At 70.0% G+C, this 20,734-nt stretch carries 18 protein-coding genes and 1 tRNA gene; 8 read left to right on the top strand and 11 right to left on the bottom strand.

The window, feature by feature from the left end; genetic code table 11:
- Window positions 1-43: 43 nt before the first annotated feature.
- Window positions 44-116 (top strand) — tRNA-Thr (locus VKG81_RS11320).
- Here the strand turns inward: VKG81_RS11320 and VKG81_RS11315 are convergent.
- The gene (locus VKG81_RS11315) at window positions 107-484 is read right to left on the bottom strand and encodes a carboxymuconolactone decarboxylase family protein (RefSeq protein ID WP_324396003.1); all 378 of its coding nucleotides are present in this window, start codon (window positions 482-484) and stop codon (window positions 107-109) included. The two genes, VKG81_RS11320 and VKG81_RS11315, sit on opposite strands and share 10 nt — an antisense overlap.
- A gap of 25 nt (window positions 485-509) precedes the next feature.
- Window positions 510-2,288 carry a hypothetical protein gene (locus VKG81_RS11310; protein WP_324396002.1) on the bottom strand — a complete coding sequence of 593 codons (1,779 nt, stop codon included), beginning with the start codon at window positions 2,286-2,288 and terminating at the stop codon, window positions 510-512.
- A gap of 97 nt (window positions 2,289-2,385) precedes the next feature.
- On the opposite strand from VKG81_RS11310, the gene VKG81_RS11305 reads away from it, so the two are divergent.
- The gene (locus VKG81_RS11305) at window positions 2,386-3,330 is read left to right on the top strand and encodes an NAD-dependent epimerase/dehydratase family protein (protein ID WP_324396001.1); all 945 of its coding nucleotides are present in this window, start codon (window positions 2,386-2,388) and stop codon (window positions 3,328-3,330) included.
- Here VKG81_RS11305 and VKG81_RS11300 read toward each other — a convergent pair.
- Genes VKG81_RS11300 through VKG81_RS11275 form a run of 6 tightly spaced genes read right to left on the bottom strand, consistent with a single transcriptional unit; the run spans window position 3,327 to window position 11,537 of the window.
- Entirely contained in the window at window positions 3,327-3,677 is a 351-nt protein-coding gene (locus VKG81_RS11300; RefSeq protein ID WP_324396000.1) for a DUF2304 domain-containing protein, read from the bottom strand. The two genes, VKG81_RS11305 and VKG81_RS11300, sit on opposite strands and share 4 nt — an antisense overlap.
- The gene (locus VKG81_RS11295) at window positions 3,674-4,378 is read right to left on the bottom strand and encodes a glycosyltransferase family 2 protein (protein WP_324395999.1); all 705 of its coding nucleotides are present in this window, start codon (window positions 4,376-4,378) and stop codon (window positions 3,674-3,676) included. The genes VKG81_RS11300 and VKG81_RS11295 overlap by 4 nt, the downstream gene beginning before the upstream one ends.
- Before the next feature lie 10 nt (window positions 4,379-4,388).
- On the bottom strand, window positions 4,389-5,660 hold the full coding sequence (locus VKG81_RS11290) for a hypothetical protein (protein ID WP_324395998.1): 1,272 nt from the start codon (window positions 5,658-5,660) through the stop codon (window positions 4,389-4,391).
- Entirely contained in the window at window positions 5,657-6,979 is a 1,323-nt protein-coding gene (locus VKG81_RS11285) for a M1 family metallopeptidase (RefSeq protein WP_324395997.1), read from the bottom strand. The genes VKG81_RS11290 and VKG81_RS11285 overlap by 4 nt, the downstream gene beginning before the upstream one ends.
- Window positions 6,976-10,887, bottom strand: a complete 3,912-nt coding sequence (locus VKG81_RS11280; RefSeq protein WP_324396006.1) for a Pls/PosA family non-ribosomal peptide synthetase — start codon at window positions 10,885-10,887, stop codon at window positions 6,976-6,978. The genes VKG81_RS11285 and VKG81_RS11280 overlap by 4 nt, the downstream gene beginning before the upstream one ends.
- A 20-nt stretch (window positions 10,888-10,907) precedes the next feature.
- Window positions 10,908-11,537: a DedA family protein gene (locus VKG81_RS11275; RefSeq protein ID WP_324395996.1), complete on the bottom strand. Its 630-nt coding sequence runs from the start codon at window positions 11,535-11,537 to the stop codon at window positions 10,908-10,910.
- A gap of 164 nt (window positions 11,538-11,701) precedes the next feature.
- Here VKG81_RS11275 and VKG81_RS11270 point away from each other — a divergent pair, with 164 nt between their 5' ends.
- The gene (locus VKG81_RS11270) at window positions 11,702-12,676 is read left to right on the top strand and encodes a TerC/Alx family metal homeostasis membrane protein (RefSeq protein ID WP_324395995.1); all 975 of its coding nucleotides are present in this window, start codon (window positions 11,702-11,704) and stop codon (window positions 12,674-12,676) included.
- A gap of 25 nt (window positions 12,677-12,701) precedes the next feature.
- Here VKG81_RS11270 and VKG81_RS11265 read toward each other — a convergent pair whose 3' ends face one another.
- Together VKG81_RS11265 and VKG81_RS11260 are read right to left on the bottom strand one after the other, a co-directional pair.
- On the bottom strand, window positions 12,702-13,217 hold the full coding sequence (locus VKG81_RS11265; RefSeq protein ID WP_324396005.1) for a 2-oxo-4-hydroxy-4-carboxy-5-ureidoimidazoline decarboxylase: 516 nt from the start codon (window positions 13,215-13,217) through the stop codon (window positions 12,702-12,704).
- Window positions 13,218-13,345: 128 nt separating this feature from the next.
- On the bottom strand, window positions 13,346-13,834 hold the full coding sequence (locus tag VKG81_RS11260; protein WP_324395994.1) for an inorganic diphosphatase: 489 nt from the start codon (window positions 13,832-13,834) through the stop codon (window positions 13,346-13,348).
- Window positions 13,835-13,922: 88 nt separating this feature from the next.
- On the opposite strand from VKG81_RS11260, the gene dacB reads away from it, so the two are divergent.
- From dacB to VKG81_RS11235, 5 genes are read left to right on the top strand one after another with little or no spacing between them, the layout of a single operon-like run.
- Entirely contained in the window at window positions 13,923-15,302 is a 1,380-nt protein-coding gene (gene dacB, locus VKG81_RS11255; protein ID WP_324395993.1) for a D-alanyl-D-alanine carboxypeptidase/D-alanyl-D-alanine endopeptidase, read from the top strand.
- The gene (locus VKG81_RS11250) at window positions 15,290-16,360 is read left to right on the top strand and encodes a zinc-dependent metalloprotease (RefSeq protein WP_324396004.1); all 1,071 of its coding nucleotides are present in this window, start codon (window positions 15,290-15,292) and stop codon (window positions 16,358-16,360) included. Before dacB ends, VKG81_RS11250 begins: the two co-directional genes overlap by 13 nt.
- Complete coding sequence (gene tilS, locus VKG81_RS11245; protein ID WP_324395992.1) at window positions 16,339-17,334, top strand: tRNA lysidine(34) synthetase TilS; 996 nt, start codon at window positions 16,339-16,341, stop codon at window positions 17,332-17,334. Before VKG81_RS11250 ends, tilS begins: the two co-directional genes overlap by 22 nt.
- Window positions 17,321-17,965, top strand: coding sequence for a hypoxanthine phosphoribosyltransferase (hpt, locus tag VKG81_RS11240; RefSeq protein WP_414685238.1), 645 nt, complete (start codon window positions 17,321-17,323; stop codon window positions 17,963-17,965). Before tilS ends, hpt begins: the two co-directional genes overlap by 14 nt.
- Window positions 17,966-17,981: 16 nt before the next feature.
- Window positions 17,982-20,240, top strand: coding sequence for a molybdopterin-dependent oxidoreductase (locus VKG81_RS11235; RefSeq protein WP_324395990.1), 2,259 nt, complete (start codon window positions 17,982-17,984; stop codon window positions 20,238-20,240).
- 3 nt (window positions 20,241-20,243) lie between these two features.
- On the opposite strand, the gene VKG81_RS11230 is transcribed toward VKG81_RS11235, so the two are convergent.
- A partial coding sequence (locus tag VKG81_RS11230; protein WP_324395989.1) for an SIMPL domain-containing protein occupies window positions 20,244-20,734 on the bottom strand: 491 nt, incomplete at its 5' end.

The following is a 20,734-nucleotide window of genomic DNA, read 5'->3' as shown; positions in this document are numbered from 1 at the left end:
GCTGCCGTAGACTCGTGCCGCCCGGCGGCGAGCGCTCGGGCACGCCACCTTAGCTCAGTCGGCAGAGCGGCTCACTCGTAATGAGCAGGTCAACGGTTCGATTCCGTTAGGTGGCTCGCTGCGCGAGCACCTCCCGCGCGACCGTCCTCGCCGAATTCGCGGCCGGAAAGCCGGCATACCCGCTGGAGTGGTAGATGACCTCGGCGATTTCGTCTTCGCTGAGCCCGTTCCGGCGCGCGATCAGCACGTGCGCCTTCAGTTCGTCGATGGCCCGCAACGTGATCAGGATCCCGAGCGTGACAAGGCTGCGGTCGCGGCGGCTGAGGCCCTCGCGTCCCCACAGCCGCCCGAATACGTTGTCGACACCGATCCCGAGCAACTCGTCGGCGAAGTCCCCGTCTCGCAGGTCGACGTCGCCGTCCGGCAGCAAGCCCGGAAGCATCTCCCGGAACACCTTCAATCCCTCTGCGCGCACATCTGTCATGCCAGACAGCCTCGCACGGCCGCGATCAGACCGGCGCGAGGAAGCCGACCGGTCCGGCGGCGATGCACACCGCCAGCGCGGCGGTGTTCGCCCGCACGTTGATCGCGTTGCCTGCCCCCGGTAGCCGCACGTACACGCGGTTGAGGCCCGGGTGCACCGGGACCTTCGTCTCGGTGCCGTCGGACAGCGACATCGTCATGGAGCCGTCGTTGTTGGCCAGGTAGTTGATCTCGGCGGTCCAGTCCGCCGGCAGCAGCGGCCCGTCGAGCGCCATCTTCACCGGAGCATCGGGCTGGACGAAGTAGCCGCACCGCGGCGAGGGGCCCGGCGTGATCGTGCGCACCCACGTGACCTTCGCGTCGACCAGTCGGCCGCTGACGTCCAGCATCCGCAATCGGTCAGTGGCAGAAGTGAATTCAGGCCGATCGCGAAGCAGCGCGAACATGTGGCTGGCGAGGTTCTCCGGCCACGCGACGCGTTGCAGCACGAGCGGGTCGACTTCCTGGTCGAGCAACGGCGCATCCGACGCGGACGCCAGACCGCGCTCGGCGTTCACCAGATACGGCTGCGCCGGGTTGTCGCGCCAACTGGTGAGGAAGGTCGCCGTCGAGTGCAGGCACGAGGCGACGAAGGCCGCCGCGAGCGCGGCCGTCACGGCTGTGCGAGCCGCCGACGCGTCGAGCAGGACGAAGCCCGGCCGGTTGGGTGCGCGCAATGCGACCGCCGCGCACAGCGCCAGCACGACGACGAGGTCGGGGAAGTACCGCAGCGTCTGCGCCAGCTCCAGCGCCGTGAACTTCGACGATCGCATCAGGTAGATCGGCACCTGGCAGGCCAGCGCATACCCGGCCGCCAGCAGCCAGACCGGGCCGATGCGCTGCTTGCGGATCAGCGACACCACCAACACCGCGACCAGCACCACCCAGCCCAGCACCATCGCAGCCTGCGGTGGCGTGGCCCACGGCGAGGCGGGCGCCCAGCGCTGCCAGGACCACGGGCCGCCGGCAAGCCCCGGCACGATGCCGTGGGTCACCGAGCGCCGCAGCAGGTCCCAGGTCATGGCCAGATCGAAACTCCAGCGCTTCTGGTCGACGACGGCCAAATAGAGCGCCACCCACGCCGCGGTCAGCGCCAGCGACACGATCCACAGGCGACGCCCCCGGTTCCACACCGTCCGGACCGCCGACGCGTCACCGGTGACGTGCGCGAGCAGCGCAGCAACGCCGAACGCGACGAACGGGATCACGGCCGCCTTCTCGAAGAACAACAGGCCGCCGCAGTACACCAGCAACCCCGTCACCGCGTATCGCTGATTCCCGGTGCGCACGAGCAGGATCGCATCCCCGCACACCCAGGCCATCGCCGCCAGCATCGGCAGCGAGTTCAGCGCCGCCGCCCACCACGCGAACCCCGGCACCGCGAGGGGCGTGAACAGCGCGAACGTGAGCGGGATCAGCAGCACCGGCCGCCACCCGAGGATGACATGCAGCGTCCGCAGCAGCGCCAGCGACGCGATCAGCGCAAGAACGACGAGGCTGATCGCCGGCCCGACCCAGTTCAGCGGCGCCAGCCGGGTGATGATGCCGGCCACCAGGAAAGCGCCCGGCATCACGTGCCCGTCATGGTCGTCGAACAGGTACGGCGCCGAGAACAGGCCCTGGGTGCCCGCACGCCCGGTGAGGATGAGGTCGTCCCAGTAGAAGTACCCGCGGAACGCCAGTACCGCCCGCACGGCGAGCTGCAGCGCGATCAGCACCCCGGCGATGACGGCAACCAGTGGGAGGCGGGCGGTCCGGGCTGCCATGCGTCCTTATCTGCTGCTGGCGGGTGGTTCCACTCGACTGTACGGGCCGTCGCGTTTCGCACCCTGAGCACTCAGCGGCCGTCGGTATGGTGAGCCGGTGCGTGCACTAGTCACCGGGGCGGCAGGGTTCATCGGATCGACGCTGGTCGACCGGCTACTTGCCGACCGACACGAGGTCGTCGGGCTCGACGACTACAGTTCCGGCCGCCCCGGCAACCTGACGCAGGCCTCGGCGGACCCGAATTTCGCGTTCGTCGAGGCCGACATCGTCACCGCCGGCCTCGGCGCGCTGCTCGCCGAGGCAAAGCCTGAAGTGGTGTTCCACCTCGCCGCGCAGATCGACGTCCGGCGTTCGGTGGCCGATCCCGAGTTCGACGCGTCGGTGAACGTGATCGGCACGATCCGCGTGGCCGAGGCGGCGCGCAAAGCGGGTGTCCGCAAGGTCGTGCACACCTCGTCCGGCGGATCCATCTACGGCACACCGAAGACGTACCCGACGAACGAGTCGGTCCCGATCGACCCGGCGTCGCCGTACGCCGCGGGCAAGGTCGCAGGCGAGATCTACCTGAACACCTTTGGCCACCTCTACGGCATTCAGGCCTCACACGTCGCGCCGGGCAACGTCTACGGGCCGCGCCAGGACCCGCACGGCGAGGCCGGAGTGGTTGCGATCTTCTCCCGCGCGCTGCTGTCGGCTAAGCCGACCAAGATCTTCGGCGACGGGTCGGACACCCGTGACTACGTCTACGTCGACGACGTGGTCGACGCGTTCGTCAGGGCCGCCGGCCCCCACGGGAACGGCCAGCGCTTCAACGTCGGCACCGGACTGGAAACCTCTGTGCGCCGGCTGCATTCGCTGATCGCGGAAGCCGCCGGTGCACCCGACGAACCGGAATTCCACCCGGCGCGGCTCGGCGACCTCAAGCGCTCGTGCCTCGACGTGCGGCTTGCCGAGATGATTCTCGGCTGGCATCCGCAGGTGAAGATCGACGAGGGCGTGCGCCGCACCGTCGACTACTTCCGGCAGAACCCCGAGGCCTAGTCCGACTCCTGGTCGGACGGTTTCCGCGCACCCTCCAACGCGATCGCCCGCGCCAGGCGCGCATAGCGCAGCTCGACGTCGCGGAACCGCATGTAGGTGCTCAGCGTCGTGAACGCGAACGCGATGATCAGCGCGTACAGCATCAAATCCGTGCCGCGGCGCACGCCGACCAGATTCGCGAGCACCGTGGTGTCGTCGGGCCGCAGGATCGCATAGATGCCGGCCACGACGAACAGCAGATAGCCCACCTTCACCCACGCGCGTGCCCGCACGGACCCGCGCGAGCGCAGCAGGAACACCACCAGCACCACCGCGGCGACCAGCAGCAACAGCTGGATCCAGTTCATCGGGTCATCCTTCCGCGCATCAATCCGTCGAAGATGATGTTCACGCCGTTGACCAGCGGCTGGCCCTTGGACTTCGAGTAATCGGTGTAGAGAATCTCGACGGGCTCTTCGGTTACCCGCCAATGGTTTTCTTCGATCAGCGCGATGAACTCGCTGGCGTGGCTCATGCCGGTCATCGTAATGTCGAGGCCCTCAGCCACTTCGCGGTTGAAGGCCCGAAGCCCGTTGTGCGCGTCCGACAGCCCCAGTCTGCGGCTGCGTGGGCTGAGCAGCACCGCCGTCCGCAGCACCATGCGCTTGAGCAACGGCACCTGCGTGCTCGCCGCCGGTTCGGCGAACCGGGTGCCGATGACGATGTCGACGTCCTCGGTGCTCAGGCGGTCGATCATCCGCAGCGCGTCCTTGACGCGATGCTGGCCGTCCGCGTCGAACGTGACGAACACCTCCGCGCCGGGCTGGCTTCGCGCGTACTCGACGCCGGTCTGAATGGCCGCGCCCTGTCCGAGATTCACCGGATGCCGCACCACATGCGCCCCGGCCCGCAACGCGATCGCCCCGGTGTCGTCGCGGCTACCGTCGTCCACGACGACGACATGGTCGAAGATGGAGCGGACATCGGCGATGACTTCGCCGATGACCGCCGCTTCGTTGAACGCTGGCACGACGATCCATACGTCGGGATAACGGGTCTCGATGCCCACAAAGTACACGCTAAACGGCAGGTGGGAGCGGTGCGGGGCCGGTCTGCCGCACCATTCTCAGCGCCGTCAGGTGAACGACGATGCCGATGAGCGGCCCACACAGCAGCGCGACAACCGTGCGGGTGGCCAAGTCCAGCGGCAACAGCAGCAGCAACGTCGACGCCACCGTCGCACCGACCCAGCCCAGTGAATACGCGCGATGTAGGGCCGCGGCCACCGCGGCGGCACCGGTCAGCGTGAGCATCGCGATCGCCACGGCCGCCGCGGTCAGCCACGCCAGCAACGCCCCGTCAGCGCGGTAGCCGGGGCCGAACCCCACCCGCAGCAGCCACGGTCCGGCCAGCCCGGCGACCACCACCCCGACGACGCCGAGGCCTGCGACTACCGCCGCGGGGCCCGCCAGTGCGCGCATCCGGTCGCTCCGCTGGTCCACGAAATGGGCGATCAGGTTGCCCTGCATGGCGGTCAGCGGCACCAGCAGCGGTGCCCGGGTCAGCGTCACGGCCAGGATCACCACGCCCCCCGTCGAGCCGAGGTCACCCGAGGTGGCCTTCAGCAGCACCGGGAATCCCATCACCAGGACCGCACTGGCGCCGGCCGCGGCGATGGCATGCGCCGCGCCGGCAAGAAACGTCTTCGTGTCGCCGTAGGCGACCAACCGTGCGGCGACCCGAGTCGACGGCGACGCCGCGAGCATGATCAGCCACGCGACCGCCCCGCAGACCGTCGCCCACAGAAACCCGACCAGCCCCCAGCCGACCGCGAAGGTCGCCGCGGCGACCGCGACGCGCATCGCCGCGTCGGTCACCATCAGCGACCCGTACTGCGTCCAGCGCCCCGCCCCGGCCAGCATCCCGAGCAGCGTGGCGTGCATGCAGAACCCGGCCAGTCCGACGCTGAGCAGGATCACGCTGAGCAACCGGGCCTCGATGAACACGTGGCCCGACCACAGTGGCGAGCTGGCTGCGATCACCGCCGCCGCGACGACGCCGATGACGGCCGCTATCCGCAACGGATGGGTCTGCGGGCCGGGAGACAACACGGCGTACCTGGCCGACCGCACCTCCCGTGTCGCCTCCTGAAGCAGGCCGTTCGCGGCACCGGTGACCAGACCGAACGCGCCCCAGAACACGCCGAACACCGAGAAGCCTGCCGGGTGCAGGTCGCGCGCGGCGAGGTAGAGCACGAGGTACCCGCACAGCGCGGTGACGGCGGTGGCCGCGCCGACGCGGGCGACGCTGCCCCGCGTGACCGGACCGGCCGGAATTCCGGCGTCGGTCACGGTACTTCCGTCGAGTACAGCCACTCGTCCCACAGCGGCCGCAGCGACTCGTCGGCGTAATGGGCGGCCAGCCCGGTGAAATCGTCGGTGACGACGCTGGCGTGCCGATACCGCGTCGTCCAATCCTGCAGGAGTGCAAAGAAATTCTGCTCGCCGATTTCCCGGCGCAGCGCATGCAGTGTCAGCGCGCCCCGCTGGTAGACCCGGTCGTCGAACATGTCGCGTGGGCCGGGATCGGCAAGTAGCAGGTCCTGCGGCGAGTCGCGCAGCCACTGGTGAGATCGGCCGGCGAGTTCGTCGGTGCTCGGGCCGCCGGACTCCTGTGACCACAACCACTCGGCGTAGCAGGCGAACCCCTCGTGCAGCCAGATGTCGCGCCAGCGCCGGGCGGTCACCGAGTTGCCGAACCACTGGTGTGCCAGCTCGTGCGCGATCAGCCGCTCGGATTCGCGACCACCGGTGCAGTGGTTCGCGCCGAAGATCGAGATCCCTTGCGCCTCGAGTGGCATCTCCAGGTCGTCATCGGTCACGACGACGGTGTATCCGCTCGACAGCGGGTAGGGTCCGAACAGCTCGACGAACAGCTTCATCATCTGCGGCTGCCGCGCGAAGTCGTGGTCGAACTTGCTGCGCAGGCGGGCCGGGAGCGCGCCGCGCATCGGGACCGGCGCCTCGAGCGCCACCTGCTCGTAGACCCCGATCTGAACCGTCGCCAGATACGTCGACGTGGGTTCGGGCTGTTCGTAGGTCCACGTCGTCTGCGCGGCCCGCACCCGCCGGGACGCCAACTCGCCGTTGGCGATTACCCGATACGGGTTGTCGGTGGTGACCTGGATCCGGTAGCTGGCTTTCGCGCTGGGGTGATCGTCGCACGGAAACCAGGTCGGCGCGCCGTTGGGCTGGCCCGCCACCAGCGCGCCGTCCGACAGTTCCTCGAATCCGACGTCGCCCCAATGGGACCGGGTCGGGCGGGGATAGCCGCTGTAGCGCACCACGATCGACAGGGCCGCGCCCGTTGGCAGCGCCGACGCCAACCGGATGTGCAGCTTGTTGCCCGACGCGCTGAACTGCGCCGGCGGGTCGCCGTTGACCCACACCTTCGACACCGTGAGGGCGTCGGACAGGTCGAGGCTCAGCGATCGCAACGTCGCCAGCGTCACCGCGGTGATCGTCGCCGAGCCCGACAGCCGGTTGACTGGCACCGTGTATTCCAGGTCGAGGTCATAGCGCGACACCCGATAGCCGAAGTTGCCGCTGCCCGGGAGATACGGATCGATGACGGGTGCTGACGCCGGAACTTTCTTGGGGGTCGCCTTCACGCCGCCGCGTCCTCGAGGGCCGGACCGGCCGGCGTCGTGTCGCCGCCGCCCTTCTTGCGGCGGACGGTCCACGGCGCGATCGGGTTGCCCTGCCAGCGAGTTGACGGGGGCACCTCGTCGCCGCGCATCACCAGCGACGCCGGGCCGACGGTCGATCCGGCGCCCAACCGGGCGGCGGGCAGCGCCACACAGTGCGGGCCGAGCGTTGCCCCGGGTTCGAGGACGACGGTGTCCATCCGCATGATGCGGTCGTGGAACAGGTGTGTCTGCACCACGCAGCCGCGGTTGACGGTGCTGCCCTTGCCGAGGATGACCAGGTCGGCCTCGGGCAGCCAGTACGTTTCGCACCAGACGCCGCGGCCGATCTTGGCGCCGAGGGCCCGCAGCCACAGGTTCATCACGGGCGTGCCGCTGGCGGCGCGGGCGAACCACGGGGCGGCGACGGTCTCGACGAACGTGTCCGACACCTCGTTGCGCCACACGAACGGCGACCACAGCGGGTGCTCCCCCACCCGGATGCGGCCCACCACGATCCATTTGGCGAGCACGGCCGCGGCGCCGGCCGCCGCGCCCGCGGCCAGCACCACCACCCCGCCACCCGCTGCTGCCCAGAAGATGCCGAAATGGCTTGTCAGGTACTGCAATGCGAACAGCACCGCCACACCGATGCCGAACGTCACCATGACCGGAACCAGTCGGCAGGTTTCGACGATCGCGCGCATGACTTTCAGCCGCGGCGCTGGGTGAAAGGTGCGGGCCGTGTCGGTTTCCGTCGCTTGCCTGCGCAGCCGCATCGGCGGGCTGCCCAGCCAGGATGAGCCGGCCTTGGCCTTGGGCGGGGCCGCGGACAGCACCGCGACCAAGCCGTCGTCGGGCACCCGCCGCCCCGGTTGGGTGATCCCCGAGTTGCCGAGGAAGGCGCGCTTGCCGATGGTGGCTTTCGCGGCGTGGATCCAGCCTCCGCCCAGTTCGTAGGACGCCACCATCGTGTCGTCGGCCAGGAATGCGCCGTCCTCGACGACCGTGAACTTCGGCGTCAACAGCACCGTCGAAATCTCTGTGCCGCGGCCGACTTTCGCGCCGAGCAGCCGCAGCCAGGCGGGCGTCAGAAGGCTGGCGTACAGCGGGAACAGATAGTTGCGCGCGGCGTCCATCAGCCGTTCGGTGGCCCAGAGCTGCCAACCCGCCCGGCTTCGGACCGGGTGATAGCCCTCGCGCAGACCGATCGACAGCAACCGCACCCCGAGCACGGTCAGCAACGCGTAGGTGGCCAGCGCGGCCAGCGCGGCCGCCGGTGTCCACAGCGCCGCCTGGACCAGCGCCTCGCGCAGGCGGCTGGTATCGCGGATCCCCCACCCGATCACGCCCAGCCCGGCGCCCAGCGCGAGCAGCGGCAGCCCGCCCAGCAGCATCGCGGTCACCCCGTAGACGAACATCCACTGCGGCGCCCGCGGCGGCCGCTGTTGCGGCCACGGGTGGCGGGCCTTGCCGGATTTCACCGCCGGTGAGCCCTTCCAATACTGGCCGTTCTTGACCTTGCCGAGGACGGCCGAGCCGGGTGCCACGTCGGCGTTCTTACCGACCACCGCCCCGGGCAGCAGCGTCGTGCGCGCGCCGACCGTCGCGTCGTTGCCGATGGTGATGGTTCCGACGTGGAAACGGTCCCCGTCGATCCAGTGGCCGCACAGGTCCACCTCGGGTTCCACCGAACTGCGGTGGCCGAGGGTGAGCATGCCGGTCACCGGCGGGGTGGTGTGCAGGTCGACGCCCTTGCCCACCTTCGCGCCCAGCGCGCGGGCGTAGTAGACCATCCACGGCGCCCCGGCCATGTTCTCCGCGCCGCTGGCCGCGGCCAGCCGCTCGGCCAGCCACACCCGCAGGTGCACCGGCCCGCCGCGTCGGTACGTGCCGGGCTCGAGGCCGCCCAGCAGCAGCCGCGCGGCGAGCACCGCGATGCTCATCCGGCCGAGCGGTGTGACGAAAACGACGAACGCGCCCGCGATCCACCACCAGCTCACCCCGACGGTCCAGGGCACCAGGCGCAGCGTGGTGGCGACGTTGTTGGCGATCGCCAGCCAGGTCACCCAGGCCAGCCCGGCCAGCGTCGCCAGCGGCACCGACAGCAACACCTGCGCGGTTTGCGTGAGGACGGAGGTGGGGCGCACCCTGCGCGGCGCGACCCGCGGCGGCGGCTTCAGTTCGTCGAGGAAGCCGGCCAGGGATCCGAGCCGGGGGTGGTCGTACAGCTCGGCCACCGTCACCTGGGGGTGGCGCCGCCGCACCGCCGCCACGAGCTGTGCCGCGGCCAGGGATCCGCCGCCGAGCGCGAAGAAGTCGGAATCGGGTCCGCTGACGACGGTGCCGAGCACGTCTCGCCACAGCCCCGCGAGCCAGCCCATCGTGCCGCCCAGGTCGGGCTCCTCGTCTTCGGCCGAACCTGCGGGGGATGGCCAGGGCAGCGCGTCGCGGTCCACCTTGCCCGACGTGCGGGTGGGCAGCTCGTCGACGAGGACCAGACGCGGCACGAGGGCGGCGGGCAGGGTTTCGGCCAGGCAGGCGCGGGCGGCCGAGAGGTCGAACTCAGAGTCGGCGCTGGCGATGTAGCCGACCAGCAGCGGCGTGCCGCTCGCGGTGCGCCGCACGGCCGCCGCACCGCCGGTGACGCCGGGCAGGTGCACCAGCGCGGAGTCCACCTCGCCCAGCTCGATGCGGCGCCCGGCGACCTTGACCTGGTCGTCGGCGCGGCCGCAGAAGAACAGGCCGTCGCGCTCGAGGCGGACCAGGTCGCCGCTGCGGTAGGCGCGGCTCCAGCCCAGCGTGGGCATCGGCGCGTACTTCTCGGCGTCCTTGTCCGGATCCAGGTAGCGGGCCAGCCCGACTCCGCCGATCGCCAGCTCGCCGACCTGGCCGTAGCCGACGGGCTCGCCGTACCTGTCCACGACCGCCAGGTCCCAGCCCGGCAACGGGAGGCCGATGCTGACCGGGCTGACACCGTCGAGCTTGGCGGCGCACGCCACCACGGTGGCTTCGGTGGGCCCGTAGGTGTTCCAGACCTCGCGGCCGTCGACCGCGAGCCGCTCGGCCAGCTCCGGCGGGCACGCCTCGCCGCCGAAGATCAGCAGCCGCACGGCCTCCAGCGCCTCGGGGGGCCACAGCGACGCCAGCGTGGGCACCGTGGACACGACGGAGACGTCGCGCGACACCAGCCACGGGCCCAGGTCCATTCCGCTGCGGACCAGCGAGCGGGGTGCGGGCACGAGGCAGGCGCCGTGCCTCCACGCCAGCCACATCTCTTCGCACGACGCGTCGAACGCCACCGACAGCCCGGCCAGCACCCGGTCGCCGGGGCCGATGGGGTTGTGCTGCAGGAACATCTGCGACTCAGCGTCGACGAACGCCGCGGCGCTGCGATGCGTGACGGCGACGCCCTTGGGGGTCCCGGTTGAGCCCGAGGTGAAGATGATCCATGCGTCGTCACGGCTCAGCGGCTTACCCGCGCGCCAGCCGCGCGACGAACCGGGCCCGCGGCTCAGCCCGGCCTCGGTGATCACTGCGACCACGTTGGCCTCGCTGAACACCAGCGCCGCACGCTCGTCGGGATCGTCGGCGTCGACCGGTACGTAGGCCGCCCCGGTGGCCAGGGTCGAAAGAATGGCGACGTACAGGGCGTAACTTCCCGACGGCATGCGAATGCCGACCCGGTCGCCGCGGCCGATGCCACGCGCCGCAAGCCACCCGACGCTTTCCTCGATGTCGCTGATCAGCTCGCCGTAGGTCAGCTGGACGGTGCCGTCGTCGATCGCCGCGGCGTCGGGGTGGCGGGCAGCGGTGTCGTACAGAATGTCGACCAGTGTGCGCGGGGCCGGTGCGAACGGCGACAGCAGGTATTGGGCCGGGACCTCGGGCATCGCCACATTCGAAAAGATACTCAGGCAGACGCCTCTCGACGCCTAGCGCGGACCCGGCGTGTAACGAGCAACGCGACGATCAGGACGCCGGCGGCGACGGCGTACCACTTGTACCTGCCGAACGCGTCGTAGATCGCGGTGATGTTCTCGCCGGCGAAATAGCCGATGCAAGCCCAGGTGCCGACCCACAACACCGCGCCCAGCGCGTTGAACGCCACGAACTTCGGCCAGTGCATGCCGATGGTGCCGGACAGGATCCCGTTGACCTGGCGCAGACCCTCGACGAACCGCGCGATCGTGACGATCTTGCCGCCGTGTCGGTCGAAGTAGTCCTCGGCGTGGTCGAGTCGCTCGGGGGTCAGGAAGATGTACCGCCCGAACCGCCCGACCAGCGGGCGGCCGCCGAAGTGGCCGATCGCGAAGCCGATGTTGTCGCCGATTACCGCGCCGAGCGCCCCGACCAGGATGACCAGCGCGATGTTCATGTGACCGGAGCCGGCGAAGACCGCGGCCGCGATCAGGATCGTCTCGCCGGGCACCGGGACGCCGAAATCCTCCAACAGGATGAATCCGCCGACCGCCAGATAGCCGTACTTCTCGAGCACCGGTTGCAGATGGGCGAACACACCCGGCAGCTGATCGTGCGCCATGCCCGTAACCGTAGTTGCGCCGGGGTCTGCCAGAATGGTCGGCGGAGGGGAGTATTCCCTGACCGCGGCGTCGTCACCACGTCGTCCGTCCGGACAACCGGCCCGCGGGCCACTGTGATGGTGGAAGAGACCTCCGGCGTTTCTCGACAACCGGAGGTTTTCGGATGAATGTGTCCGGCCTGGAGTGGATCGTCACCCTGGGCGTGACCATCGCCGTTCTGTTGTTCGACGTGGTGGTCATCGCCCGCCGGCCCCATGAACCGACGAGGCGTGAATGCGCGATCGCGCTGTCGGTCTATGCCGGGCTCGCGGTGCTGTTCGGCCTGTGGGTCTGGTTTTTCCACGGCGGCACCTACGGGGTGGAGTTCTTCGCCGGATGGCTCACCGAGTACAGCCTGTCCGTCGACAACCTCTTCGTTTTCCTGCTGATCATGGTCGCCTTCAACGTGCCTGAGCAGTATCAGCAGCAGGCGCTGCTGGTGGGCATTGTGCTGGCGCTGGTGCTCCGGGGCATCTTCATCGCACTCGGCGCGGTGGCCGTCCAGCAGTTCTCGTGGACCTTCTACATCTTCGGCGCGCTGCTCGTGTACACCGCGGTCAGGCTGGTTCGCGGCGGCGACCGCGATGAAGACGACGACGCCGGGAACGCCGTCGTCCGGTTCGCCCGTCACCACCCGAGCACCACCGACAAGTGGGACGGCCTCAAGCTCTATCTGAAGCAGGGCCGCAACCGCGTGATGACGCCGATGTTCATCGTCATCGTCGCGCTGGGCAGCACCGACCTGATCTTTGCCCTGGACTCCATTCCCGCCATCTATGGCCTCACCGCCGAGCCGTATCTGGTGTTCACCGCCAACGTTTTCGCGCTGATGGGGCTGCGGCAGCTGTACTTCCTGCTCGGTGGTTTGCTCCGACGGCTGGTCTATCTGTCTCGGGGTCTCGCGTTCATCCTGGCCTTCATCGGTGTGAAGTTGTTCCTTCACGCGCTGCACGAAAACGAGGTGCCGTTCATCAACGGCGGCGAGTCGGTCCGCGTGCCGGAGATCCCCACGTCGCTGAGCCTCGGTGTGATCGTGGTGACCCTCGCCGTCACGACGGCCGCCAGCCTCCGCAAGTCGAGTGTGTCGGCCGCGAAGTGACAACCGTTCGCGCCTTCCGCCGCGATTACCAGTTCTGGTAGCCGCCCTCGGGTCCGAGCATCCGCTCCAGTCGCGTGCGGTTGATCCTGGCCAGCTCGTTGCGGACGACCTTGCGCTCGGTGTCGGTGTCGTGGTGCAGCCGATCATTGATGGCGTTCAGCACGCCCTCGGCGTCGGTGCCGCCGACGAACATCACGAACCCGAAGCCGAATTGCTCCTCGTAACGCTTGGCCGCCGCGTCGAGTTTCGCCATCAGCTCGGGCCGGTCGTCCCAGACCGAGCACTGCTCGGCCGCGGACTTCGTGCTGCGTGGCCGGCGGCCGATGTGCGGGTACGCCTGAAGGATCGCGTCCACGGATTCCTCGGAAAGCGCAAACAGCAACGCGTCGGCCTTCCGGAACAGGTCGTTGTGGTCGGCGTAGGGCCTGCCCCCGGCCAGATCGCCGGCCAGCACCACGCTGTTGCAGCACTCGTAGAGCGCATGCAGCGCCTTCCGGGGCGCCATCTTGTTGAATGCGTCCAGGCCCAGGCCCTGATGCATCAACACGGCGGATCCTCCTGTACGGGTTCTCACCGCCATGATCGAAGCTCGCTAGCTAACCCGCCATCCGGGCAAGCAGATTTGACACGCAGGTAACAGGCCGTAACGCGCGCGTTTCACTGGGGCGATCAGTGACCGCTCGCCCGGAACCGTTCGAACGAGCGCTGCACCTCGGCCTCGGCCTCCTCGCGGCCCACCCACTGGGCCGTCTCGACGAACTTGCCCGGCTCGAGATCCTTGTAGTGCATGAAGAAGTGCTTGATCCCCTCGAGTTGCATCGAGGGCACGTCGCCGATGTCCTCGATGTGGTCCCAGCGTGGATCGCCCGCGGGCACGCACAGCACCTTGTCGTCGCCGCCGGCCTCGTCGGTCATCTGGAACATCGCCACCGGCCGGGCGGAGACGACAACGCCCGGGTAGACCGGATGGGGTAGCAGCACCAGCGCGTCGAGCGGGTCGCCGTCCTCCCCGAGCGTGTCCTCGATGAACCCGTAGTCGGCGGGGTAGGCCATCGGCGTGAAAAGGGAGCGGTCCAGTCGGATCCTGCCCGTCTTGTGGTCGACCTCGTACTTGTTCCGCTGGCCGTTCGGAATCTCGATGGTCACGTCGAATTGCACGCGCCGGGCTCCTTCACGATGGGGACAGGTTTGCACGTCGTCCGGTGACGTCGGGGCTTAACCATAGTGGAGCGCTAACCTGCACTACATGCGTCCGACACGGTGGCGGCGCTCCACCCACCTGCTGCTCGCGGTCGCGGTGCTGGTCGTCGTCGCCGTCGTGATGGCGGTGGCTGCGTTCGTCTCGTACGGGCACCCGCCGGGCAGCGGTACCGCCGTCGCCGCGACACCGCCACCGGCGACCGCCGATCCCGCCGTGGTGCCGGTCTCCGACAGCGCGCCCGAGCCCACCCCCGCGGGGCTGGCCGGCGCGCTCGCTCCGTCGCTGGCCAACCCGGACCTGGGCGGCCTGGGGGGCCGCGTGACCGACGCCATGACCGGGACCCAGTTGTGGGAGCAGAATTCGACGGTGCCGATGCAGCCGGCGTCGACGAACAAGGTCCTCACCGCCTCGGCCGCGCTGCTGACCCTGAACCGTGACGAGCGGGTCACCACGACGGTGCTGGCGGCTGACCAGCCGGGTGTGGTGGTGTTCGTGGGCGCCGGCGACCCGACCCTGTCGTCGGCGCCGCCCGGCCAGGACACGCTGTACCACGGCGCGGCGCGGATTTCCGACCTCGCCGACCAGGTGCGGCGCAGCGGCGTGACGGTGACGTCCATCCAGGTCGACACCAGCGCGTTCAGCGGCCCGGCGTTGGCGCCGGGCTGGGATCCCGCCGACATCGAGGGTGGCGATGTCGCACCCATCGAGGCGGCGATGGTCGACGGCGGGCGCACCCTTCCGGCGACGCCCGACTCGGTGCGGTCCCCGACCCCTGCGCTGGACGCCGGCCGTGCCCTGGCCGCGGCGCTGAAGGTCAATCCGCAGGCGGTGAGCGTGCTGACCACGCCGGTGACGGGGCGCCACATCGCCTCCGTGCAGTCCGCGACGCTGATCGAGCGGCTGCGCGAGATGATGAACGTCTCCGACAACGTGATGGCCGAATGCGTCGCACGGGAGGTGGCCGCCGCGATGCATCGCCCGCAAAGCTTCGCCGGTGCCGTCGACGCCGTCACGAATCGGCTCGCCTCCGCCGGCGTCGACATGACCGGCGCGACGCTGGTGGACTCCAGCGGGTTGTCGGTGAACGATCGGCTCACCGCCAGGACGCTTGACGGCGTCATCGAGGGCGCGGCGGGCCCGGACCAGCCGGCGCTGCGTCCGCTGCTGGACGTGCTGCCGGTGGCCGGCGGCAGCGGCACACTGTCGAACCGCTACGTCGACATCCAGACCGACGGCGCCGCGGCCGGCTGGCTGCGCGCGAAGACCGGGTCGCTGACCGGAACCAACGCACTGGCGGGCGTCGTCACCGACGCCGGCGGCCGGGTGCTGACGTTCGCACTGATCTCGAACAACGCCGGGCCCACCGGGCGCACCGCGATCGATGACGTGGCCGCCACCCTGCGGTCGTGCGGATGCGGGTCATGACCGCCCACTCCGACACCGGCGACCGGCAATTGACGGTCGGGCGCGCCGTCGACTGGGATTTCGCGGCCTCGGCCGGCGCGTGGCTGGCGCGGGAGGGGCCGCCGTCGACCGAGTACACGCGCCGCCAGGTGGTCGACGAGCTTGCCGCCGCGTCCCGGCGCGCGGAGCTGCCGGTGCGAGACGTCACCGGGCTCACCGTCGACGGGGAGGTGCCCGACGCGCTCGTCGTCGACCGGCCGCAATGGGTTCGGCTGGCCGCCGATTCGATGCGCGTGATGACCGGGGGCACCGGCAGGCCGCGCGGATTCCTCACCGGCCGGCTCACCGGGGCGCAGACCGGTGCCGTGCTCGCGTTCATCTCCTCCGGAATCCTCGGCCAGTACGACCCGTTTGCGGCGGAAAACGGAAAGCTGCTGTTGGTATACCCCAACGTGATCGCGGTGGAACGCCAATTACGCCTCAAGCCAAGCGATTTCCGGCTCTGGGTATGCCTGCACGAGGTCACCCACCGGGTGCAGTTCACGGGAAACCCGTGGCTGGTGGACCACATGTCGTCGGCGCTGGGCGTGATCACCGCCGACGCCGGCGAGAACGTCGGCCAGGTGGTGAGCCGCTTGGCGGATTTCGTCCGCGAGAGGCGGGACGGCGCACCCGCCGACCCCAACTCGGGTGGCGTGCTGGGCCTGTTGAAGGCGCTGCAGTCCGAGCCGCAACGCAGGGCACTCGATCAGCTGCTGGTGCTCGGCACCCTGCTCGAAGGCCACGCGGACCATGTGATGGATGCGGTTGGCCCGGCCGTCGTTCCGACCGTCGCGCAGATCCGCGCACGCTTCGACGAGCGGCGGCGGCGCAGGCAGCCGCCGCTGCAGCGGCTGATCCGCGCGCTGCTGGGTTTCGACGCCAAGCTCAGCCAGTACACCCGCGGCAAGGCGTTTGTCGACGCCGTCGTGTCCCGGGTCGGGATGGAGCGGTTCAACGCGATCTGGTCCGGCCCGGACACGTTGCCGCTGCCCAGCGAGATCGATGAGCCCGCGCGATGGATCGATCGGGTCCTGTAGCCGCACTTCGTCGCGCCGTCTCCGACTTCGCCGTCGGTTACGACGTCGACGACGAGCTCTGGTGCGTCGCGCTGTCCGGGGGTCCGGATTCGTTGGCGCTGACCGCCGTGGCGGTGGACCTGAGGGCCACTGTCGCGCTGATCGTCGACCACGGGCTGCAGCCCGACTCCGCGGCTGTCGCCGAGACCGCGCGCGGGCAGGCGCTCGCGCTGGGCTGCGCCGACGCGCGCGTCCTGCCCGTGTCCGTGGGCAGCGCAGGCGGACCGGAAGCCGCCGCGCGGGACGCCCGATACGACGCGCTGCGCTGGGCCGCCGCCGGCGCGCCCGTGCTGCTCGCCCATACGCTCGACGACCAGGCCGAGACCGTGCTGCTCGGGTTGGGGCGGGGATCGGGGCCTCGCTCGATGGCCGGGATGCGACCGCACCATCCGCCGTGGTGTCGGCCGCTGCTTGGCGTGCGCCGCGCGGTGACACACGCCGCCTGCGCGCAGCTCGGCCTGACGCCGTGGCACGATCCCCACAACGCCGACCCGGCCTACACCCGGGCCCGACTGCGCATGCGGGCGTTGCCGGTTCTGGAGGAGGTGCTCGGCGGCGGTGTCGCCGAGGCGCTGGCACGCACCGCCGCGGCACTGCGCGAGGACTGCGACGCACTCGACGACCTCGCGCTGCGCGAGCTGGCCGCCACGGTGGCCGACGACGGCCTCGACACCGCCCGGACGGTGGCCGACGACGGCCTCGACACCGCCCGGCTGGCGCAACTCCCGGACGCGCTGCGTCGGCGGGTCATCCGCGGCTGGCTGCTGGCCAACGGCGCGACGAACCTCACCGACAGGCAGATCCGCGGCGTCGACACGCTGGTGACGCGATGGCGGGGCCAGGGCGGGGTCGCCGTCGGCTCTCCGCTGCGCAGGGAGCGGCTGATTGCGGCCCGAAGCAACGGCAAACTTCGGCTGCGCCGTGAACCCGTCTGACGCAACCGCGGTGGTCCACGCTGTTCGGGCATGGCACGCTGATGGCGTGCCCGCGCATCCGCACGCCGAGCTGTATCCGGGGGACATCAAATCGGTGTTGCTCACCGAGGAGCAGATCCACACCCGCACGGCCGAGCTCGGTGGCTGCATCGCCAGCCACTACCGCGAGATCATCCCGATCGGTGAGGACCTGCTGCTGGTGACCGTGCTGAAGGGCGCGGTCATGTTCGTCACCGACCTCGCGCGGGCGATCCCGCTGCCCACTCAGCTGGAGTTCATGGCGGTCAGCTCGTACGGGTCGTCGACGTCGTCGTCAGGAGTGGTCCGGATCCTGAAGGACCTCGACCGCGACATCAGCGACCGCGACGTGCTGATCGTCGAGGACATCGTCGACTCCGGCCTCACGCTGTCGTGGCTGCTGCGCAACCTGGCCGCACGTCATCCCCGGTCGCTGCGGGTGTGCACGTTGCTCCGCAAACCCGAAGCGGTGCGCTCCGACGTCGGCATCGACTATGTCGGCTTCGACATCCCCAACGAGTTCGTGGTCGGCTACGGTCTCGACTACGCCGAGCGGTACCGCGACCTGCCGTTCATCGGGACGCTCGATCCGAAGGTCTACCAGCAGGACTAGGCGCAGAATGCGGAGCATGGTTGAAGAGGTTGACGAACCCGCCCGCCGCACCGCGCTGCGCATCTGCCCGCTGTGCGAGGCGACCTGCGGCCTGACGCTCACGATCGACGGCACGCCCGGCCGCGTCACCGCGGCGCGGGGTGACCGCGACGACGTCTTCAGCGCCGGTTTCATCTGCCCGAAAGGCGCGAGCTTCGCCGAGCTGGACAACGACCCCGACCGGTTGACCCGCCCTCTCGTCCGCCGCGACGGCAGGCTCGTCGAGGCCACCTGGCAGGAGGCCTATGCCGCGGTGGCGTACGGCCTGGGCGGCGTGATCGGCGGCCACGGCGGCCCATCGGTCGGGGTGTACCTCGGAAATCCCAACGCGCACACGATCGCCGGCGCGCTCTACGGCCCGCTGATCGTCCGCGCGCTGGGCACCCGGCACATGTACACCGCGAGCACGCTCGACCAGATGCCCAAACAGGTCGCACTCGGCTATCTGTTCGGCAGCCCGTTCGCGTTCACCGTGCCGGACCTCGACCGCACCGATTACCTGGTGATCATCGGCGCCAATCCGCTTGTGTCCAACGGCAGTTTGGCCACCGCCCCGGACTTCCCCGGCAAGTTGAAGTCGCTGCGCAGGCGCGGCGGCCGTCTGATCGTCATCGACCCCAACCGCACCCGCACCGCCGAACTCGCCGACCGTCACCTCGCCCCGCGGCCCGGCACGGACGCTGCGCTGCTGTTCGCGATCGTGCATGTGCTGTTCGACGAGGGCCTGGTCGCACCCGAACTGGGGGGACTCGAGGACCATGTGACCGGGCTGGCGGACGTGCGCGCCCTGGCCGACGGGTTCTCGCCGGCCGAGGTCGCGGCGCACTGCGGCCTGGCCGCCGACCAGATCCGCACGCTGGCGCGCGAGATCGCCGCCGCGCCCTCGGCCGCCGTATACGGCCGCATCGGTACCACCACAGTCGAATTCGGCACCCTCGGCAGCTGGCTCATCGATGTCGTCAACATCTTGACCGGCAACCTCGACCGGCCGGGCGGCGCGATGTTCCCGCTGTCTCCGGCCGCCGCGGCGCCCCGCCCGCCGCGGCCGGGGCGGGGCTTCGTCACCGGGCGCTGGCGCAGCCGGGTGTCCGGCTACCCCGAGGTGGCCTCGGAGCTTCCCGCGGCGGCGCTGGCCGAGGAGATCGACACCCCCGGCGACGGGCAGATCAGGGCGTTGATCACGATCGCGGGCAACCCGGTGCTGTCCGCGCCGAACGGTGAGCGGCTGGACCGCGCGCTCGACGGCGTCGGCTTCATGGTGAGCGTCGACCCGTACCTGAACGAGACGACACGGCACGCCGACGTGATCCTGCCGCCGCCGCCGCCGTCGCAGACCGCGCACTTCGACTTCGCGCTGAACAACCTCGCGGTGCGCAACAACGCGCGCTACTCGCCGCCGGCACTGCCGCTGTCCGACGGGCGGCCCGACGAGAGTGAAATGTTGTCGCGGCTGGTGATGATCATCTTCGGGGCGGGGCCGGACGCCGACCCGGGCCTGGCCGACGACCAGGTGATCGCGACCGTGCTGGGCAAAGAGACGAACGACCCGGACTCACCGGTCGCCGGGCGTTCGACCGACGAGCTGACCGCGATGTTGCCCGACGGGCCCGGCTACGAACGGCGACTGGACATGATGCTGCGGCTCGGGCCGTACGGCGACGCGTTCGGCGCCAAGCCGGCGGGCCTCACCCTCGAGCGGTTGAAGGCGCACCCGCACGGCATCGACCTCGGTCCGCTGCGACCGCGCATTCCGGAGGTGCTGCGCACCCGCTCCGGCAGGATCGAGATGGCGGCTGCCGACTTGGTCGCCGACGTCGAACGGCTGCGGGCGTCGCTGGACCGCCCGGCCGAGGACTTCGTGCTCATCGGCCGTCGGCACCTGCGCTCCAACAACAGCTGGATGCACAACCTGCGCGCGCTTTCCGGCGGGACGAACCGCTGCACGCTGCAGATCCATCCCGACGACGCAGCCCGGCTCGGATTGGTCGACACCGCTGTGGTCAAGGGACTCGGCGGCGAGGTTCTCGTCCCGATCGAGGTCACTCCCAACATCAGGCCGGGCGTTGTCTCGCTGCCACACGGGTGGGGCCACGACCGCCCGGGCACCCGGATGGCCGTCGCCGCAGGACAGCCCGGGGTCAACGTCAACCTGCTCAACGACGGCGGCAGCCTTGACCCGTTGTCGGGCACGTCGGTGCTCAACGGGGTTCCCGTCGACATCGCGGCCGCGGACTGAGGGCTACGTCAGCTCCCAGACCACGGTCACCGGGAAGCCGACGGTCTGCTGGCCCGGCTCCAGCGGCACCGGTATGGCAGCAGCGCGGGTCATCGAGAGCGGCGTCGGAGGCGTCGGCCCCGCGGATTCCGAGATCGCGATGACCTTGCCCAGCTCGAGCCCGGACAGTTGGGCGTACTGCTGGGCGCGGTCCTTCGCGTCCTGGAACGCCCGCGCGCGTGCGTCCTTGACGAGTTGGGAGTCGTCGTCGATCGAGTAGTTGACCGAGTTGATCCGCGTCGCGTCGCCGCCGGTAGTGACGATCAGGGCCAGGGAGTTCGACGCCGAGTCCAGTTCGCGGATCTTCACGGCGATGGAGTTGCCGGCCCGGTAGCCGACGATGGCCGAGGAGTCCGGCCCGTATTGCGGTTGCAGGCTGACCTGGGTGGTGCTGATGTCTTTGCGGTCGACGCCGGCGCTGACCAGTGCGTTGATCACGGCCTGCTGCCGCTGGC

Origin of the sequence: Mycobacterium sp. (assembly GCF_035314905.1) — a bacterium.
Taxonomy (GTDB): Bacteria; Actinomycetota; Actinomycetes; order Mycobacteriales; family Mycobacteriaceae; genus Mycobacterium.
Note: the sequence above shows the minus strand (reverse complement) of the source record. Positions and strands in the feature narration are given on the sequence as shown.

Coding starts and splice junctions, on each gene's coding strand:
- VKG81_RS11315 (WP_324396003.1), bottom strand. CDS start 484: ATGACAGATGTGCGCGCAGAGGGATTGAAGGTGTTCCGGGAGATGCTT.
- VKG81_RS11310 (WP_324396002.1), bottom strand. CDS start 2,288: ATGGCAGCCCGGACCGCCCGCCTCCCACTGGTTGCCGTCATCGCCGGG.
- VKG81_RS11300 (WP_324396000.1), bottom strand. CDS start 3,677: ATGAACTGGATCCAGCTGTTGCTGCTGGTCGCCGCGGTGGTGCTGGTG.
- VKG81_RS11280 (WP_324396006.1), bottom strand. CDS start 10,887: ATGCCCGAGGTCCCGGCCCAATACCTGCTGTCGCCGTTCGCACCGGCC.
- VKG81_RS11275 (WP_324395996.1), bottom strand. CDS start 11,537: ATGGCGCACGATCAGCTGCCGGGTGTGTTCGCCCATCTGCAACCGGTG.
- VKG81_RS11270 (WP_324395995.1), top strand. CDS start 11,702: ATGAATGTGTCCGGCCTGGAGTGGATCGTCACCCTGGGCGTGACCATC.
- VKG81_RS11265 (WP_324396005.1), bottom strand. CDS start 13,217: ATGCATCAGGGCCTGGGCCTGGACGCATTCAACAAGATGGCGCCCCGG.
- dacB (WP_324395993.1), top strand. CDS start 13,923: ATGCGTCCGACACGGTGGCGGCGCTCCACCCACCTGCTGCTCGCGGTC.
- VKG81_RS11250 (WP_324396004.1), top strand. CDS start 15,290: ATGCGGGTCATGACCGCCCACTCCGACACCGGCGACCGGCAATTGACG.
- tilS (WP_324395992.1), top strand. CDS start 16,339: ATGGATCGATCGGGTCCTGTAGCCGCACTTCGTCGCGCCGTCTCCGAC.
- VKG81_RS11235 (WP_324395990.1), top strand. CDS start 17,982: ATGGTTGAAGAGGTTGACGAACCCGCCCGCCGCACCGCGCTGCGCATC.